The 16,198-nt window shown below is 71.7% G+C and carries 18 protein-coding genes and 2 pseudogenes; 12 read left to right on the forward strand and 8 right to left on the reverse strand.

What is annotated here, in order from left to right; genetic code table 11:
• Positions 1-6 precede the first annotated feature (6 nt).
• Positions 7-681 (reverse strand): GntR family transcriptional regulator, encoded by a 675-nt coding sequence (locus tag OG542_RS40240; RefSeq protein WP_328418523.1) that lies wholly within the window; start codon positions 679-681, stop codon positions 7-9.
• 238 nt (positions 682-919) lie between these two features.
• On the opposite strand from OG542_RS40240, the gene OG542_RS40245 reads away from it, so the two are divergent.
• Positions 920-1,432 carry a hypothetical protein gene (locus OG542_RS40245; RefSeq protein ID WP_328418525.1) on the forward strand — a complete coding sequence of 171 codons (513 nt, stop codon included), beginning with the start codon at positions 920-922 and terminating at the stop codon, positions 1,430-1,432.
• Positions 1,433-1,519: 87 nt separating this feature from the next.
• Here the strand turns inward: OG542_RS40245 and OG542_RS40250 are convergent, their stop codons facing one another.
• Positions 1,520-1,672 (reverse strand): hypothetical protein, encoded by a 153-nt coding sequence (locus OG542_RS40250; protein WP_261681024.1) that lies wholly within the window; start codon positions 1,670-1,672, stop codon positions 1,520-1,522.
• Positions 1,669-2,484, reverse strand: a complete 816-nt coding sequence (locus OG542_RS40255; protein ID WP_328418528.1) for a sigma-70 RNA polymerase sigma factor region 4 domain-containing protein — start codon at positions 2,482-2,484, stop codon at positions 1,669-1,671. Before OG542_RS40255 ends, OG542_RS40250 begins: the two co-directional genes overlap by 4 nt.
• Positions 2,485-2,823: 339 nt before the next feature.
• Here OG542_RS40255 and OG542_RS40260 point away from each other — a divergent pair, with 339 nt between their 5' ends.
• The 6 genes from OG542_RS40260 (at position 2,824) to OG542_RS40285 (ending at position 7,895) form a co-directional block, all read left to right on the forward strand.
• The gene (locus OG542_RS40260; protein ID WP_328418530.1) at positions 2,824-3,972 is read left to right on the forward strand and encodes a hypothetical protein; all 1,149 of its coding nucleotides are present in this window, start codon (positions 2,824-2,826) and stop codon (positions 3,970-3,972) included.
• Between the two features lie 366 nt (positions 3,973-4,338).
• Positions 4,339-5,148, forward strand: a complete 810-nt coding sequence (locus OG542_RS40265) for a ParA family protein (protein ID WP_328418532.1) — start codon at positions 4,339-4,341, stop codon at positions 5,146-5,148.
• Complete coding sequence (locus OG542_RS40270; RefSeq protein ID WP_328418534.1) at positions 5,145-5,597, forward strand: hypothetical protein; 453 nt, start codon at positions 5,145-5,147, stop codon at positions 5,595-5,597. Before OG542_RS40265 ends, OG542_RS40270 begins: the two co-directional genes overlap by 4 nt.
• Before the next feature lie 166 nt (positions 5,598-5,763).
• Positions 5,764-6,147: a hypothetical protein gene (locus tag OG542_RS40275; protein WP_328418536.1), complete on the forward strand. Its 384-nt coding sequence runs from the start codon at positions 5,764-5,766 to the stop codon at positions 6,145-6,147.
• On the forward strand, positions 6,147-7,376 hold the full coding sequence (locus OG542_RS40280) for a hypothetical protein (protein WP_328418538.1): 1,230 nt from the start codon (positions 6,147-6,149) through the stop codon (positions 7,374-7,376). The genes OG542_RS40275 and OG542_RS40280 overlap by 1 nt, the downstream gene beginning before the upstream one ends.
• 162 nt (positions 7,377-7,538) lie before the next feature.
• The gene (locus OG542_RS40285; RefSeq protein ID WP_328418540.1) at positions 7,539-7,895 is read left to right on the forward strand and encodes a hypothetical protein; all 357 of its coding nucleotides are present in this window, start codon (positions 7,539-7,541) and stop codon (positions 7,893-7,895) included.
• A gap of 149 nt (positions 7,896-8,044) precedes the next feature.
• On the opposite strand, the gene OG542_RS40290 is transcribed toward OG542_RS40285, so the two are convergent.
• Positions 8,045-8,449 carry a restriction endonuclease gene (locus OG542_RS40290; RefSeq protein WP_328418542.1) on the reverse strand — a complete coding sequence of 135 codons (405 nt, stop codon included), beginning with the start codon at positions 8,447-8,449 and terminating at the stop codon, positions 8,045-8,047.
• Positions 8,446-8,910, reverse strand: a complete 465-nt coding sequence (locus OG542_RS40295) for a bifunctional DNA primase/polymerase (RefSeq protein ID WP_328418544.1) — start codon at positions 8,908-8,910, stop codon at positions 8,446-8,448. Before OG542_RS40295 ends, OG542_RS40290 begins: the two co-directional genes overlap by 4 nt.
• 77 nt (positions 8,911-8,987) lie before the next feature.
• Here OG542_RS40295 and OG542_RS40300 point away from each other — a divergent pair, with 77 nt between their 5' ends.
• Together OG542_RS40300 and OG542_RS40305 are read left to right on the forward strand one after the other, a co-directional pair.
• A complete protein-coding gene (locus OG542_RS40300) occupies positions 8,988-10,226 on the forward strand; it encodes a helix-turn-helix domain-containing protein (protein WP_328418546.1) in 1,239 nt (412 codons plus the stop codon).
• Entirely contained in the window at positions 10,223-10,765 is a 543-nt protein-coding gene (locus OG542_RS40305) for a flavoprotein (RefSeq protein ID WP_261681039.1), read from the forward strand. Before OG542_RS40300 ends, OG542_RS40305 begins: the two co-directional genes overlap by 4 nt.
• Before the next feature lie 172 nt (positions 10,766-10,937).
• Here OG542_RS40305 and OG542_RS40310 read toward each other — a convergent pair.
• Positions 10,938-11,027 (reverse strand): annotated as a pseudogene (locus OG542_RS40310) (transcriptional regulator); the annotation flags it as partial.
• 60 nt (positions 11,028-11,087) lie between these two features.
• Between OG542_RS40310 and OG542_RS40315 the strand changes: the two are divergent.
• A pseudogene (locus tag OG542_RS40315) lies at positions 11,088-11,525 on the forward strand (recombinase family protein); the annotation flags it as partial.
• Positions 11,526-11,724: 199 nt separating this feature from the next.
• Here OG542_RS40315 and OG542_RS40320 read toward each other — a convergent pair.
• Positions 11,725-12,102 carry a hypothetical protein gene (locus OG542_RS40320; protein ID WP_328418549.1) on the reverse strand — a complete coding sequence of 126 codons (378 nt, stop codon included), beginning with the start codon at positions 12,100-12,102 and terminating at the stop codon, positions 11,725-11,727.
• A 1,502-nt stretch (positions 12,103-13,604) separates the two neighbouring features.
• On the opposite strand from OG542_RS40320, the gene OG542_RS40325 reads away from it, so the two are divergent.
• Both OG542_RS40325 and OG542_RS40330 read left to right on the forward strand, forming a co-directional pair.
• Entirely contained in the window at positions 13,605-13,901 is a 297-nt protein-coding gene (locus OG542_RS40325) for a hypothetical protein (RefSeq protein ID WP_328418397.1), read from the forward strand.
• A gap of 35 nt (positions 13,902-13,936) precedes the next feature.
• Positions 13,937-14,128, forward strand: a complete 192-nt coding sequence (locus tag OG542_RS40330; protein ID WP_328418399.1) for a hypothetical protein — start codon at positions 13,937-13,939, stop codon at positions 14,126-14,128.
• Positions 14,129-14,400: 272 nt separating this feature from the next.
• On the opposite strand, the gene OG542_RS40335 is transcribed toward OG542_RS40330, so the two are convergent.
• Entirely contained in the window at positions 14,401-15,804 is a 1,404-nt protein-coding gene (locus OG542_RS40335) for a hypothetical protein (protein WP_328418401.1), read from the reverse strand.
• Positions 15,805-16,198 lie beyond the last annotated feature (394 nt).

Raw genomic sequence — 16,198 nt, forward strand, 5'->3', positions numbered from 1 at the left:
GGGCGCCTAGAACGGCGGGCCGTACGGGTCGGCGTCGGCCGGGGCGGCGCGCTCGGGCCAGATGCGCAGCACAACGTGCTCGTCATCGGGCGTAGGGCCGCCGTGCACGGCGATGCCGGGCTGGTTCTCGGGGCGGCGGCCGCCGTCGCGGAGGATCGCCCGAGCGGTCGCGATGACGTGCGTATCTCCCTCGCACGGGCCGTCCGCGACCAGGCGGCGCGCGGCGGACAGCAGGGCCTCGCTCATCCATCGGAGGACGTGCCGGTCCAGGCCCTCCAGGGCGGAGACGTCGACCAGGCGCGTCAGCGGACCCTCGCGGTCCCCGGAGGTGTCCACGTTCTCGCCGCCGCCGATCTCCAGCACCGGGGCGGAGTCCAGGCCGGAGGTGCGCGCGGCGAGGGTCCGGCACAGGGAGGCGGCCGCCAGGACGTCCAGCACGGGGTTCGGTTCGAAGGGGTTCGGCCGGACGGCGAACGTCCCGGAGCCCGGCACGGTCCGGATGAGGCCGGCGGCCGCGAGCTTGCCCAGCGCGGCGGACGCGGTGCCCATGGCGACGCCGTACGACGTCATCAGCTTGGACTGGGACGGCAGTCGCTCCCCGGGCCGGATGAGCTGCTGGTGTATCGCCAGGGCGAGGTCACCAGCGATGCGCTCGGCAGGTGTCTCGGTGAGAGTGCTCATGCATGCACCGTAGCGAACCTATCTAGTCCACTCGATAGGTTCGGCGAAGATACCGCCAGGAACGTTGCGAACCCCCAGTGCGCGGTACGCTCTCGCCCGGCAAGATGCGTACGCCGCCCGCCGACACCCGCGCCCACGCCGCTAGGTGATCGACCGGCCAAGGTTCCTGCGGGAGCCCGCTTCCCCGGCATTCCTCCGTCGGCGGGAGCGTGGGGACCGCCAGGAGCGAGCGTCACAAATGCCAAAGAAGAACCGGGCGACCGCCGCACAGAGGGCCCGTCAGCGACAGGCCGCGACCGGCGAGAAGTACACAACAGCCCTCCGTGCCGAGACCCGGGCCGCTGCCCAGCGACCTGCCGTCGTGCACGCCATGTTCAGCGCGGAGGGCGCGGGCTGGGCGCCCATCATCCAGCGGGCGGAGCGCGCACTTGACGAGGTCTGGCCCGGCCACCCCGCGCCGCATTGGGAGGAGAAATTCGGCGACCTGTGCTGGAAGGGGGCTCCCTGGAGCCAGGGTCCGGAGGTGTGGGCAGTGGTCAACCAGGCCACCCGGGAAGCGGCCTCCACCTGCCAGACATGCCCGTCCCCAGGCCGTAAGCGCGTCGTCGTAGTCGGCCTGGACTGGGGAGGCATGCCGTGGGTCAAGACGTGCTGTGACGCCTGCTACTCCGTGCCACCGTCCCACGTGTGGCATCCGTTCCTGAGGAAGGAGTACCAGCAGCTCGTCGAGTGGTACGAGAACCGCGGCTGAGCGGGAGCGGCGGGGCCTCGGTGGAGTAGTCCGCCGAGGCCCGGGATGCGGCAGCCGCGGTGATCGCCGAGTGTGGCCACACCTTCGCTACTTGAGCAGCAGGTGCAGGATCGTCATCACGCCGATGCCGACCAGGAGGGCGACACCGACGGCCGGGTGGAGAAACGCGATGTACGCGCCCACTCCGCCGGCGAGCAGCACCAGCGCCGTACGCACGTCGAGCCCGTTGCCGTTGTTCATCGCGCGCCCGCCTTCGCCATGCGGGCCCGGCCGTACGGAACCTCGATCTCGCCCCGGGCGACCAGCACCTTGGCCCGGCCGCGCAGCCGACTCATGTGCCCCTCGACGGCCCGGGCGGTCATCCCCAGCTCAGCGCCGATCTCCTTCTGGGACATCTTCGTCTCCCAGATACACCCGCAGATGGCGCGCACCTCCGGCCCGGCGTTCTCGAGGATCCGCTGCACGGCCTCCTGGAACGCCGTGGTGTCCTCGAATCCCCCGTACGAGGCGCCGGGGGCGTACAGGTTGGCGTCCATGAGGGGGCTGACGGCGGCGAAGAGGTTGCGGCGGTACCCGAAAGCCCAGTTCTTGTACGCGTCCCGGAAGGCGTACATGCAGGTCCGGGCGAAATAGGTGCGCATGGTGGCCCCCTTGGCGGGGTCCCAGCGGCCGTTCGGCAGGTACTCCTCGGTGAAGGTCTTCACCGCCCTCTCGACGGCTTCGTGAGCCACTTCGTCGCGCAGGTCACCGCGCCGGGTCAGCGTCTCGACCTCCGGCCAGCGGGCGGGTACGACGATGCCGCGCTCACCGCACTTCGCGATGATCGTGCCGTCCTTCATCCACGCGCGCAGGATCCTCCAGCCGTAGACCCACAGGTCATCACGCAGCAGCTCCCATTCCCAGCCGGTGAAGTCGCGCTGCTGGAGCCGCTCGTACAGGGCGCGGTCCGCCTCCAGCTTCTCGGGGTTTCCCCGCTTCCGGCCTTGGACCCCCGTCCGCTGCCCGTCAGCGGCGCTCCCGGCGCCGTCCGTCACCGCGGCTCGATCTTCCATTTGGGCACACATCCCGTCTCACACATGAAGTTCTACTGGGAGAGCCCTATGGAAAGTTCAGCAATTCATCCCACAAGATTGCCGATAATTCTGCGGCGAAAGTTCGTCCGCGCAGGTCAGGTGCACGGAGCCGCGAACTGTCAGTGCGGGCGGCTACGGTGACACCGGCCGCCGCACGTCGGCCTGACTCCGAGCCGCGCCCCGCCCACGCCGGGAGCGGTGACCGAGGACAAGGGGCTTGAGCCTCACGTGACGTCAGCACCGCCCCGAGGACCTTCCGTTGGCCACCGACGTCGCGGCGGGGATGCGTGGGGTCCGCCGCCGGGAGAGCGACCGGTCATGACCAACGACAAGCACACCAAGCGCGCCGCCCGCCAACTCGCGGAACGCGAGGGCATCTCCTACACCGCCGCCCGCCGGCGCCTCGCCGACGTCCACCAGGAGGCGGAGCCGCCACGCGTCGTCCCGATCGCCAGCCGCACGTGCCCGGAGGGCTGTGACGGCTCCGGGCACGTCGGGGTGGCGTGCTGGCTGTGGCGGCCCCAGGACGTCACGGGAACGGTGCAGTGGGAGGTGCGGCGCGCTGCGGAACTCCCCGGCGGCCGGGCGGAGCAGGTGGCGCAGCGCTCGGAGGACCGCGAGGCGAGGAAAGCGAAGACGCAGAGCGCGCGGTGGGCGACGTACAACGTGCTGGAGGACCGTTGGCTGCTCGCCCTGGTCTACGCGATGCTCACCGACCAGCACCCTGAACTGCGTCCAGACCGGGCCGCGCTGCGGGCCGCTGTCGAGGCGGACGACCTGGCGGCCGTCGACACACTCATGGAGCCGCTGGACCTCGCGGCCGCCCGCCTGACGACGAAGGTACCGGCCGTGTGGTGGGGCGAGGTGAAACCGCGCCTGGACGCGTACGCGGACGCCGCGGAGAGTGACGACCGGGACCTGATGACCGTGGGCTGGCAGAAGATCGAGGAACGGCACGCCGTGGGCCGCCTGATCGACCGGTGGCGCAAAGCGTGGGTGCCGGTGCGTAACCACAACGGCTACATGGACCCGCCGGGCGTGATGTGGCTCGCCGTCAAGGGATGGCTCGATGACCGCCTGGTCGACCAGCACGGCGGCCACGCCCCCGGCGCCCGGATCCGGTTCGGCGAGGGCCGCCCCGCCGTGGTGTACGCCGTGGAGTGGGGCGAGGACGGGCCGCCCGTCGCCTACCGCGTCCGGGAGCTGGAGCCCGGGAGACACGGCAACGTCGGGCGCCTGGTGCCCTCGCTGACGAGCGACGTTCTGGTGAAGGCCTCCGACTGCCGGGAGGACGGCCCGTGTGCGGTGTGCGGCGGCGTGTCCGGCATGACGGAGCGGCTGTGCGACGACTGCGCCGCGGGATTCATCATCTGCCGGTGCGGCGAGGCGACGCGGGCGAATTCCCCGTACGGCATGTGCGCGGTATGCAGGGCGGAGGAAGTGCCCGTCGAGGGCTGGGACGACTGACACCGACCGCTTGGCCCAACCCGCCCAGGCCAGGAACCACGACCCCGGTGCCGACCGGCGCGCACGCACCCGCACCACGGGAGTGCTGACCGCGCCGGGCGGTGCCGGGGCAGCGGGGGCCCGGGGGCCGGCGAAGGCCCCCGGCAGCCACCGACCTCAGCCTCTTCTTTTTGGCCCGGTGGGGGTGGCGGTAGCGGACCACAGCCGGAGTGGGCCCGTCGGCCGTTGCGGCGAGTGAAGGGCGGGCCGGACGGTGAAGTCGGCGGGTTCCGTGCAGGGCTCCGCCGGCGGGCTGCCAGACTGCCGAAGTCACAGACTCCGGCACCTCCGGAGTCGTAGATCCCGGACCGGAGGAAGGAGAGGGGCATGCCGAAACGGAGCAAGCGCGTCGCCGCCGGCAACAACAAGGGCGGCACGGGCAAATCCGGCTACGTCGCCAACGTCGCGGCCGCACTCGCCGACGAAGGATGCAGGGTGCTGGTCGTCGACGTGGACCCGCAGGCGAACGTCTCACGCAGGATGGGCCGCCCTTACCGCAAGGAGAAGCCGCTCGTCACCACCTCTGAGGTCATCAAGTCGGGCGAGGTCGGCGTGGCCGCCGACGCGATCGTGCCGTGCGGGTGGGGCGGCATCTACGGCCAGCGGATCGATATCATCCCCAGCCGGTTCGACCTGGAGAACCGCATCTCCGAGGCTGCCGTAATCGGGGCGCGCGGGCGCCTGGCCCGCGCGCTGCAGGGCGCCGACGACGACTACGACTTCACCCTGTTCGACTGCCAGCCCTCCCTTGGGCATCTCACCCAGATCGCCCTGGCGGCCGCGCGCTGGGCCGTGGCCGTGGTGGAGCCGGAGTACGACGGCGTCGAGGGCGCCGTGAGGTTCCGGGACTTCATCGCGGACGAGATCAACCGCACCGAGATGGGCAACCCGGACCTGACCTTCGCGGGTGCCGTCCCCTCACTGGTCGATGGCCGTCTCGCCGGTCACGCCCACCACCTCAAGTCTTTGCCGAGCATCTTCGGCGAGGGCAAGGTCTGGGAGCCGATCCCGGCACGCTCGGTGGTCAAGGACGCCGCGGACGAGGCTCTGCCGCTCGCAGAGCTGGGCAGCCGCGCCAACGAGATGCGGGAGGTCTATCAGGCCGCCGCCCAGCGCATGATCAAGGAGTTCGCGTGACACCGCAACGGGAGCGGTCCATTGTCCCCTCCAACTCCGGCATCGGCGGTGAGCGCAAGCCGTTGAGGCCCGAGGTCGAACCCATCCTCCGCGGAGAGGAGGAGCAGGACGCGGGCACGGAATCCCGGACTCCCGAAGTGCCGGACTCACGAACTCCCGAAGTGCCGGACTCACGCAGTTCCGGTGATCCGAAGTGGACGATGCTGGAGCGCAAGGAGGCCCGGCTGCGGGCCGACCAGCTCTCCGATCTCGCGGATCTGCGCCGGCACGTGAGTGCCCGCCGCCGGGACCGGTCGGAGATCATCACCGACAACACTCTGATCCGCGTCGCCGTCGACCTGCTGTTGAAGGGGCACGCTCACCGGCTGCACGGTGACACGGAGGAGGCCCTGCTGCAGTCCGTACTGCCCCGGCGTCGGGCCGCCGCTCAACAGGAAGAGGCCAGCTAGGAGCTGGCTGAGCAGAAGCAGAGTTCGGAACTCCGGCAGTCTCGGAGTCTGTAATTCAGCCAACGGGCGCGGTTCTCGCCAACCGCGCCCGTTTCGTTGTCTCGACACAACGGAACCCCGCTACGCTTCCTCCGTTCGTTGTTCCGGCACAACGAGAGGAATCCGGGTGGACGACGTCGACATGGCGGCCGAGCAGATCGGCGACCTGACCAAGCGGGCCGACAGTCCCGACACGGCACCGGCCGACCGCGTGCAGCTGCTCGCCGAGGCCGTCGGCCTCGCCGTGGACCCGCTGCGCCAGCTCGAACTGCTGATGCTCATCGCCGACACCGCTGGCCGTGCCGCGCATGACGCCGCCGGCCGCGCCCTGCGCGGCGTGGGGCGCCCCGACGCTAAGGCGGCAACCTGGTCGGAGATCGGCCAGGCGGCCGACCTGTCCAAGGACACCGTCTTCCGCCAGTTCCACGGCGGCGACGCCCTGTCGTGGTCCCCGGCGGCCCGCGGCGTCCGCCAGGCCGTGCGGCGGCCCGCCTCCGGGGAGACCCGCTGATGGCCGTCGACCGCACGCTGAAGGGACCGGAGCTGCTGCTCGCGGCCGCCGCCGAGGTGCGCTCGTGGGACGCCGAGATCTCCGAGGCCCGCGGCCGCCAGGTGCGGTGGGTGGCTGGCGAGTACGGCCGTGCCCTGGCCCACGCCGACCACCCGCTCGATGTCGACGCCGAAGCGGGCGCCCTGTTCCGCCGCGCCGCCGTCGACGCTTACCTGGAACTCGCAGGCCGCGGCGCGCTGCGGGTGCGGCGGTCGGCCAAGGAAGGCAGCGGCGAGAACTCCCGGCAGACCCGGATCGAGGTCCTGGCGCTCCTGGCGAAGGCGGCCGGGGTCTACGCCGATCTGCCGCCGCAGCCCGATCCGGCGCGCAAGCAGCCCGTGCCCAAGCGGGCCCGCTCCCTGCTGCGGACCTCCCTGGAGGAGGTCGCCGACCAGGCGGACGCCCTGGCCGGGCAGGTGCGGATGCTCGCCATCGGTGCGACGGTCGTCGACACCGGGGCCCGCTCCGGTGAACTGTGCGCGTGCCGGATCGAGGACCTCGCACCGTCACTCGAAGAGATGCGGATCGTGCGCAGGCCCCAGGGATGGAGCAAGACGGAGGCCTACGTCGAGCTGACCGCCCTGTCGGGGCTGTCCCGTAACGCCCTGCGCCGCTGGCTCGTCGAGCGGCACGCGCTCATGGAGCGGGTGCGGGGCACCACCACGGCGCTGTGGGTGAGCCTGCACGCCAACCATCGCGGCGACCATCCCGTCCCGCCCGGCACCCCGCTGGAAACGCGCGGCCTGTTCCGCGCCTGGACCCGGGCCGTGGAGCGGACCAATGAGGTGATGGCCGGCGAACCGTCGTGGACCCCGCTGCCCACCCGCATGGAACAGCTCCGCCGCGGCGTCAGCCCGAAGGCCTCCCCGGCTCCCCGGCATCCCGACGCCGAGCGGGCCGTCCTGCTCCTGGACGCCGTCGCCGAACGCGGCCGCGCGCTCGCCGAGGCCCGGCGGTCCGGCGAGCCGGGCACCACCGCCGAGCTCGAAGCGCGCCTGGCCTGCCGGCGGGCGGTGCGCGAGGCGTGGGCCGAGGGCATCGAGCACGTGATGCAGCTGTCCACCCTCGCCGAGGCGGGTCTGGCCGACGATGCGGGCCTGGCGGCTGCCGGGTGGGAGCCCGCGTTGCTCAAGGCGATCGACCGCGCGACCGGATGGGGGCGCCCCTCCAAGGCCAAGGAAGTCGTCTGATCTGGGCTCCACGCCACTGAGTCCCGGAGTCACAGACTCCGGGACTCACGTATTTGAGCACTGATCGGGGGTGCCGTCCCGAACGCGTGCGAGTGATCATCGGCGGCCGGGCGTGACCCGGGGTCGGGCGTAGCCCGTTGGCTCTGCATGACACACCGATGGATGACGGCGGTCGCCGTGGCGGCCGCGATGCTCGCGACTCTGGTGGCGCCCGCTGGGGCCCAGGCCGCCCCGGCCGTGAAGACCGCCCCGGCCGTGAAGACGGCCGACTGCACCACCAAGTGGAAGGCGAAGCAGCGCGTCGCCGTACGCCGCCCGGGCCCATCGGAGGGACCGGTGGCCACCATGAACTCGCCGGTCCACCACCACCTGCGCAGGGGCGAGGTCGTCAGGTCGTGCGTCGTCGCCGTCGCGCGCACCGACAGCGGGCCCGCCTATCGGGCGTGCGGGGGAGAGGGGCACCTGTGGCGGATCGTCCCCGGAGGGCAGGTCCCTCAGGCCTGCCTGCGCCGACTCTGATCAGATCACGGACTCTGTGAGTCCGGCAGTCCGTGACTGCCGGACTCGCGGAGACGCATGGAGAAGCCCCCGGCGACGCTCGGTGCAGGAGCAGCCGCCGGGGGCTTCGTCGTCGCCCGGGCCTACGGGGGAAGGCGCCGGGAGACGGCTCAGGGGGGTGCTGCGGACGCGGCATCGTCGACGGGCACGGCCCCTTGGAGGCGGTCCAGCCGCTCGTACAGTGCACGGATGAGCCGGGCCCGCTTGTGGACCCGATGCAGGCTCGTGCACGGCTGCGACAGGCTCTCGTCGGCGTCCTGCAGGATCAGCTCGGCGAAGAGCCGTCGGCCGTCGTTCTCGGGGAGGCGGGCCGCGTGGGTTCGCACCTCGTCGGCGACCACCCGCGCCGCCCCGGCGAGCAGATGGCCGATCTGGGCGACGTCCCTGGCCGGCACGTCCAGCGGAGAGGACCATGCCAGCGCCGTGCGCGCCACCTGCTCGTGCGCGCTGCGGTCGGGCGGGCACTCCGCCGCGAGGCGGCCCGCCGAGTCGTGCAGGACGTGGTGAGTGTTCATGAGGGGTCCGCCTTCGGCTGGTCGGCGCTGGCCAGGGCGCGCAGGTGGTGTGTGAGCCGGTCGGGACGTACCAGCGGGGAGTTCTCGCGCGGTGGGCTGATCCAGTGCGCCATCGGGGTGCCGTGTGCCGTCTGCGGCAGCAGGAGCTGGTGGCCGTCGGAGAGCACGCGCACACCGGGAAGCCCGGCGGCCGCGCTGCCGGTGCCCGGCGGTACCAGGACATACAGCTGGCCGCGGATGTGGTCGGCGAGCACCGGGTAGCCGCGGCGCGGGCTGATCCGCAGGGCGGCCAGCGCATCCAGGCCGCGGGCCATCGGGTCGATGGCCACCGCATCCCAGGAGCGGCCGCACGACACCCAGCGGGTGCGATCGTCGCCACGCACCCACTGCGCACGGATCCGATCAGAGGGCTGTGCGAGCCGGTGCCACGTCGGAGTGGACGGCTTGTCGGACTTGGCCATGTCCGGACCGTAAGGGCGGTATACACGGGGCAGCCCACACGATGTGTGTGGGTTTTCAACCCCGCTGCGGAGTACCCATGGACCGCATCCAGTTCGGCCGCCGCGTCGCCCACTGGCGAGGACGCCGCCGCCTGTCCCAGCGAGAGTTCGCCTCACTGATGCAGCGCTCGCGCCGGTGGGTCGAGGAGCTGGAGGGCGGCCGCCGCCAGGCCGACCCGAATCTGTCGGTGGCCACCGAGATCGCGCTGCGCTTAGGCATCACGCTGGACCGGCTGCTGTACGACCCGGTGGTGCTGTGCCCCGCAGAGTCGGAGATCGAGGCCGTACGCGCCGCCCTGCACCGCCACGACGTCCTCACCGGCCGGTGCGACGACTCCTGCGTCGAGCCGGTGCCCGTCGCCGCGCTGCAGCGCAGCCTCTGGTTCGCCCGCACCGGCTTCCAGGCCGGACACTTCGCCCAGCTCGGCACGCAGATCCCCCAGCTGCTCATCGACGCGACCCGGGCCGCCGCACGGCACGAGGGCGACGACCGGCTGGAGGCGTACCGGCAGCTGTCTCTGGCGCTGGAGCTGACCGAGGCGGCCGCCATCAAATGGGGCTCCAGCGAACTTGCCGTCACTGCCGGCCAGCGTGCGGTCGCGGCCGCCGAACGCTCCGAGGACCCCGTCATCATGGCGAGCGCGGCCCGGCACCTGGCCGACGCAATGACCGCCCACGGCCAGGCGGCCGCCGCCGTCACGTTCGTCACCGCGGCCGCCAACCGGCTCCAGGCCGACCTGATGCAGCGCGGCCCCGAAGGGCTGAGCGTGCTGGGCATGCTGTTCTTGAAGGCGGCGATGGCCCAGGCCGCGGCGGCCGAGGCGGACGACCGCAGCCCGGACGTGCTCGCCCGCGCGGTGCCCGACTTCCTGGACCAGGCCGATGAGCACGCCGACCGTCTGGGGGGCGACGGAAACGAGCTGTGGACCAGCTTCGGCCCGACGAACTGCGCGCTCTACCGGGTCGCCGCACACATCCAACTCAGCGAAGGAGCCGACGCCGTGGCGGTCGCGACGGGCATCCCCGCCGCCGCCCTCGCCGACCTCCCGCGAGAGCGCCGGGCCCACCTGCTCACCGACCGCGCCATCGGCGAGAAGCAGGCCGGGTTACGGGAGAAGGCCGTCGACACGCTGTTGGAGGCGGAGGAACTGGCCCCCGAGGAGGTCGTGTGCCGACCCCGCACGAAGCGACTCGTCGAGGACCTGCGCCTGCTGGGCGCCGGCAGCGCAGAGGGACGCTTGCGCGGCCTTGCTGATCGCTGTGGACTGCCCGGGTGACCACGAACCGCACCCTGTACCTGATCGCCTGCGCCGCCCCGCCCGCCCGGCGTCTGTCCGTACCGATCCGGGCCGCCCAGGCCGCCGGATGGGACGTCTGCCTGATCCTCACGCCCTCTGCCCACCGGTGGCTCACCGAGGACGCCGAGGGCGAGATCGAGGCCCTGGCGAAGCTCACCGGCCACCCCGTGCGCTGGCAGTACAAGCTCCCCTCGCAGCCCGACGTGCTGCCGCCGCCGGACGCGATCCTCGTCGCCCCGCTCACCAACAACACCTTGGCGAAGTGGGCGACCGCCGTCTCCGACACCCTCGCTCTCGGGCTGATCACCGAAGGCATCGCGCTCGTGCCCATCGTGGCGCTGCCCCACTTCAACGACGCCCAGGCCGCCCACCCAGCCGTGAACCGGCACGTCGACTTCCTGCGCGAGGCGGGCGTCAACGTGCTGCTCGGCGAGGGCGGCTTCACCCCGCACAAGCCCAAGCACGGAAATCTCGACGCCTACCCGTGGCAGGCCGCGCTCGACGCCCTCCCCTCCTGATCACCTCGTCCCGGGGCTCCCAGGGCCCCTCCCCGAGCGCCGAAGTCTGTGAGTGACTTCCAGCAGAAACCCGGAGTGCGGCAGTCCCGGAGTCTGTAACTCCGGGACTGCCGCACTCCGGGTTTTTCCCGGCGTCAGCCGAGGTCAGGTGTCTTCGTCAGAGCGGCGGCCGTCAGAGGGCCGCGATCAGGAGCGCGGCGATCAGGAGCCAGAGCATGTGCCAGGACTGGTCCAGGGCGTAGGCGCCGGTGCCGAGGGTCGGTGCGTACGTGCCTTCAGCGGTCACCGGGTGGGCCGGGTGCGCGGGGGTGCCGAGGCAGCCGGGATCTACGACCCCACCGGACACGGCCGCCTGCTGTTCGCGTTCTTCGCGGCCATGGCGGAGACCGAGCGGGAGAACATCCGGGAGTCGACGCTGGAAGGGCTCGACACCGCGGCCCGCAAGGGCAAGCACGGCGGCCGACCGCCGGTCATCACCGACGACATGCTGCACACCGTCCTCCGGCGCCGTACAGGCGGCGAGACGGTCGAGCAGATCCAGCCCGACCTGATCATCCCCACCGGCAGGCGCAAAGGGCAGAACCCGAGCCTGTCCAGCACCTACCGGGCTCTGGCCGAACACGAGAAGCGGACGACCTACCCCGAAGCCATCACCGCGGCGCACACCGACTTCGCCGCCCTCCAGGCCGCCGGCGGCCTTCCGGGACAGGGAAACCCGAAGGAATCGGCTGGCCTCTCCGGGCCAGCTCAGCGGCCGTGATCATTCTCAGCGCTACATCCTGTACCGCAACTACTCACACCCGCTGGACGGTGACGTTGTCCTGCTGGTCGGCCTGCTGTTCCTGGTAGATGCGGCCGATGGTGCCGCCCTGGATGTCGGCGATGATCTGCTCGTTGGTCCGGTTGTCACTCACGTCTGATCTCCCTGTCTGGGTCTGGTCGGGGTGGGTCGGTCGAGCTCAGTCCTCGGTGACGGTGCGGCCCATCTGCCGCAGACCGGCCTCGTAGGTACTGCGGGCGGTGCTGCGGGCGTGCGGGTCGCCGGTGAGGTTGGAGGCGAGCGTGCCCCACGTCATGCCGTCCTCGCGGGCGGCCACGGTCATGTGCCGGACCCGCCGGGTCAGCTCGTTGGCGAGCTTGGCGGTGGCCCGCAGGATCCGCGCCCGCTCGAACTGGTCGACGCTGGCAAGGTCCTCGTAGTGCTTCAGCCCGAGGGCGGTCAGGGCCAGCTCCATGTCCCCGCTGTCGACGGCCTGGACGATGTAGCCCTGGGGGTCGTCGGCGGCCTCCCAGGTGAGGACGGCGCGGTCAGTGGTGCGGTCGATGGACACGGCCATGGTGATCTCCCTTGGAATCGCTGTGCGTTTTCCGCACACCTCTACTGTGTGGGAAACGCACAGCAGGTGTCAAGGGACTCGGCGCATCGGGTCCTGATGCAAAGCCATGCAGCCCGTCTGACCTGGGGTGATGAGCATGAAGTAACAGAGTCTGGGACTACGTGAGTCACGCAGTACGGCAGTCCCTGAGCTGAGGCGAGATCCCGGCCGCGGACGCCGGCGAAGGGCCCGACCGGTGGGGCATGGGAGAGCGGGCACAACGGGGATCACCGGACCCGCTGGTCACGCCTGCCACAGAACACCGCCGAGAACGCACCTCAGGGGCGCCACAAGCGCCGTTCCCGCCACGGAGGTCCCGGAGTGCCGATCAAGGCCTGAGAGCCACACAGAGGCGCTCAGGGACGCGCCGACCCCGTCCTGTGATTGCCGCCCGTAGGGCGTCCGCTGTCCTATCGGTGGAGCCGGGGGCGCCCGTGGCGCCCCCGGCGGAGCCGATTGGGATGCGTTGAGTCGCCCCGGAGGGGCGTCCTATTTATGGGTTGACCTGCATGTACGCACCCAGGCCAGCCACCCACGGCGCGGGCCCGTCATCACCTCAGCCACGGCGATGCCGTCACTTCGGCACCGGCCTTCACCCCAACGGGTGACGGGCCCGCGCCACCCTCCTCTAACCCCTAACAGGCCCTCGCGCCCTTAATCGGCGGTGGCCGGTCGCTCCGCTTGTCATGAGCCTGCGGCTCTCATCGGGGTTGCGGCCCCGACCTGGGCTTCCAGCGTCGGGGGGTCGCCTCCGGCCACGGCGGTGAAGGTGGCATGAGCCCCTGTACCAGGGGAGAAGGACACCGTGCACGGTGGGCGCAAGGGCCTGTTAGGGGGTCACATAGGGCGGAGTCGCCCATCGAGGGCCTGCCCGGTGACGGGCGAGCTGGTGGCCACCGGCCGGTCGGATGGATCTCTTCGGGGGAGGGGAACTGTCTGGCGCCGTGGCGCCATCGGTCGCGGCGAAGCCGCCTCGCACGCGCTCGCGCGCTACTACCGGTACCTAGCCCTCCGGGCGTCACCAGCGGCGCACGCGCCGCAAGGCGCTTTTGTGTTCTCTCTCGTCTTCTACAACCCCAGTCTTCTAAAGGGACAACGGCCTTCCCCGGGTCCCGGAAAACCCTGTTGTCGGGTCCCACCTGCGGAAACGAACCATTTACGCAGGTCAGACCCGACAACCGAAAAACCGGGTGTCGGGTCTGACCTGGGAAAACGCTTCGATAGAGGGGTCCAGGGGCTGGTTCAGGGGCGGGACGTGCCACAGGGATACGCCGCCACGGGCCGCAGTGAAGGTGCCCCGGGAGGACGGCGAGACGGGGTCGGCGGCGCCGGCGGACGGGCGGCGGACACTCGGGGTGTGCGCAATGCGCACGGCCGACAGGGCATTGCGGCAGGGGGTTCCCTGGCCCGCCATCCCGGGCACCGTCTACCGCCGTCCTGGACGCTGAGGGGAGGCTGACAGGATGAGCGACATGAAGCAGCACTCCACCACCGCGACCGCCCGGCGGATCGGCACATGCACCCGTGACGCGGCCGTCCTGATCGAGGGCCGCGCCACCATCGACGGCGGTCTCGCCTATGGCCCCATCCGCACCGAGGTCTACGCCTGCGAGGCGCATGCCCGCGCTGCCCGCACGGAGTGGATTCAGCGGCCGCTGACGGCCTTCACGGCGCTCGCTGAGCCCACGACTGGTCACCGGTGCGGCGAGGCCCTCGACCGCGACTCGCTCAGTACGCCGCCCGCCGCGGCCGCAGAGTAGACCGCCGGTCGGCGCGGGCCTGCCAGGATGAGGCCGTGAGCACCACCCGCCGCCCCCTGGGCACCGGACCGAAGCACCTCTCTCCGGCGCCGGACGCCACCGCGCCCAGGCCTGGCACGGCCGCCGAACGGGCCGCCGAGCAGCGGCTCCCCACCGCCGTCGACCACCAGCTGGTGCCGCGCGCCGGACGACGTCCGCTCGGTTCAGGGCTGGACCGCCTCAGCTGACCCGCTCGCCCGGCGACGAGGCGCGCACTCCCCCGCCCAGGCCCCGACGGCACCGTCGACGACCCGCGGCCGCCGTCCGGTCGGCGCTGCTCGAGGAACGACGCTCCGCGCCGTGCCTCGTGCAGCCCCTCGCGCCGTGCACGGCGTCGCAACGCGCACGGCCAGGGCCGCCGGATTCCGGCACTCGACAGTCCCGCACTCACAGAGTCACGGACTCGGACATGCCGAGGGGCCGCACCCCGTCGGTGGGGTGCGGCCGTCCCTGACCTGCGTCAGGCGGTCTGCGAGTAGGCCAGCAGCTCCGGGTTCTCCCGGGCGATCTGCTCCTGCAGACGGCGCCGCTCCTCTGCGTCCGACAGCCGCTTCCGGTCCGCCGCCTCCCGGCGCTCGCGCTCCTCAGCGGCCTCCCGCTCGCGTTCGGCGTGCTCGCGGTAGGCGTCCTCCAGCAGCTCGTTCCACCGCTCGCGCGCCAGCCGCTCGCGCTCAGCCTCCGCCCGCCGCAGGTTCTCTTGCAGCCGGGCCGCCGCCTCGTGCGCCTCTTGCTCCTCCTTGCGGCACGGGCCGCACAGGCCGTCCTCGGGAGCCTCCACGCCGGTCTTGCCCGGCGTGTGGCAGGTGCGGCACTTCCACCGGCGCGGGGCCGGGACGCCGCCGCCCTGGTCCTCGCCGGGCTCGCCGCGCTGCGCGGGCACCGGGCGCTTCCGGTCCTCCTTGCGCTGCTCGCACGTCCGGCACGCCGCCCCGGAGTCGAGGATCACGCCGTCCTCGCACATCGGCTCCGGGCAGTCCGTCGACGGACGCACCAGCGCCACCGCGACGCCGATCGCCGAGCCGATGCCCTTGCCGCCCTGCATGGCCGCTTCCTCGTAGCCGTGCTTCCACCACCGGCGCTTCACCCGCTCGACCAGGACGTCCACCGTGCGCGAGTCCAGAGCGTCCAGGATCGCGTCCCGCAGCACCGGCGGCCGGTACGACGGCAGCAGGGCACGGAGCTGCTCGGGGAACGCCGCTTCCACCAGCTTCACCGCGGCCGCCTCCGACTGCGTCAGCCGCCTGCCCGGCTCCTTCTTCTTCGTCGGCTTCTTCGGCGCCGCCGACTTCCGGGGCGGCTTGGCCGGAGCCGCGGCCGCCGCGCCGGCGGCCCCGCTCCCTCGGTCCTCTCCCCTACGGGCGCCCCGGCCCCGGCCGCTGTCCGCCGCCTGCCCCGGCACCTCGAAGTCGAGCTTGCGGCGCTCCCGCTTCTTCTTCTGCTTGGCCTCCACCTTCGCGAGGTGCTTCGCCGCCCGCTCCCGTGCCGACTTGGTCGGCGGCTCCACCTTCACGGTCCGCACGTTCGGCTCGCGCGCGATGCTGTCCAGCAGCTCCTTGACCTCGTCGTCCGTGGCGGGCGTGTCGTACACCACAACCTCGGTCGACCACTGGTTGTCCCCGGCCCACTGGATCTTCACCTTGATGATGTACCGGGCGACCTGGAGCAGGCCCCAGGCACCGGCCAGGCCGTCCCGGCCGTAGCCGTATTTCTCCGCGATCTCGTGCAGGGTGATCTCGTAGCCGTCCCTGTGGCGCAGGACCACGGTCAGCAGGCCCAAGGCCTCCAGGTCAAGGCTGTCCGAGTCATCGACGGTCTCATTGGGGACGGCGGCGAACCGTGGCGGCCGTCCTGAACGCTTCCTCAACGCGCACCCCCTCTCGGGGTGGCGGAGGCCGTCTCCGGCACGGTGTCCGTGCCGGGCGGTCGAGCAATGGTGCTCATCGTGCTGGGGTCTCCCCTGGTATCGGGGAGCCGTACGACGGTGGGTTCATCACCAGAAAGGTGACGCGGCGCACGTGTGGCTGTTTGGTGCGGCCGGGTCTGGCTATTCTGATATCGGTACCCGGGCCCCTGTGGTCTGGTGCCCGGCGTTACCGCCGACGTACGACTCGGGTGCTGCTAGGCGGCGAGTCGACTTCAGACGGCCGTTCCCTCGTGGCAAAGGGGCGGCCGTCGCGGCGTTTGTGGGGGCTGTCTACGGGGGCTGCTGGCGCTTCACGGTCCTCATCTTCCTCTTCCTACCTTGCTGCCCAACGGGT

The sequence above is a fragment of the Streptomyces violaceus genome, assembly GCF_036014075.1.
Taxonomy (GTDB): domain Bacteria; phylum Actinomycetota; class Actinomycetes; order Streptomycetales; family Streptomycetaceae; genus Streptomyces; species Streptomyces violaceus.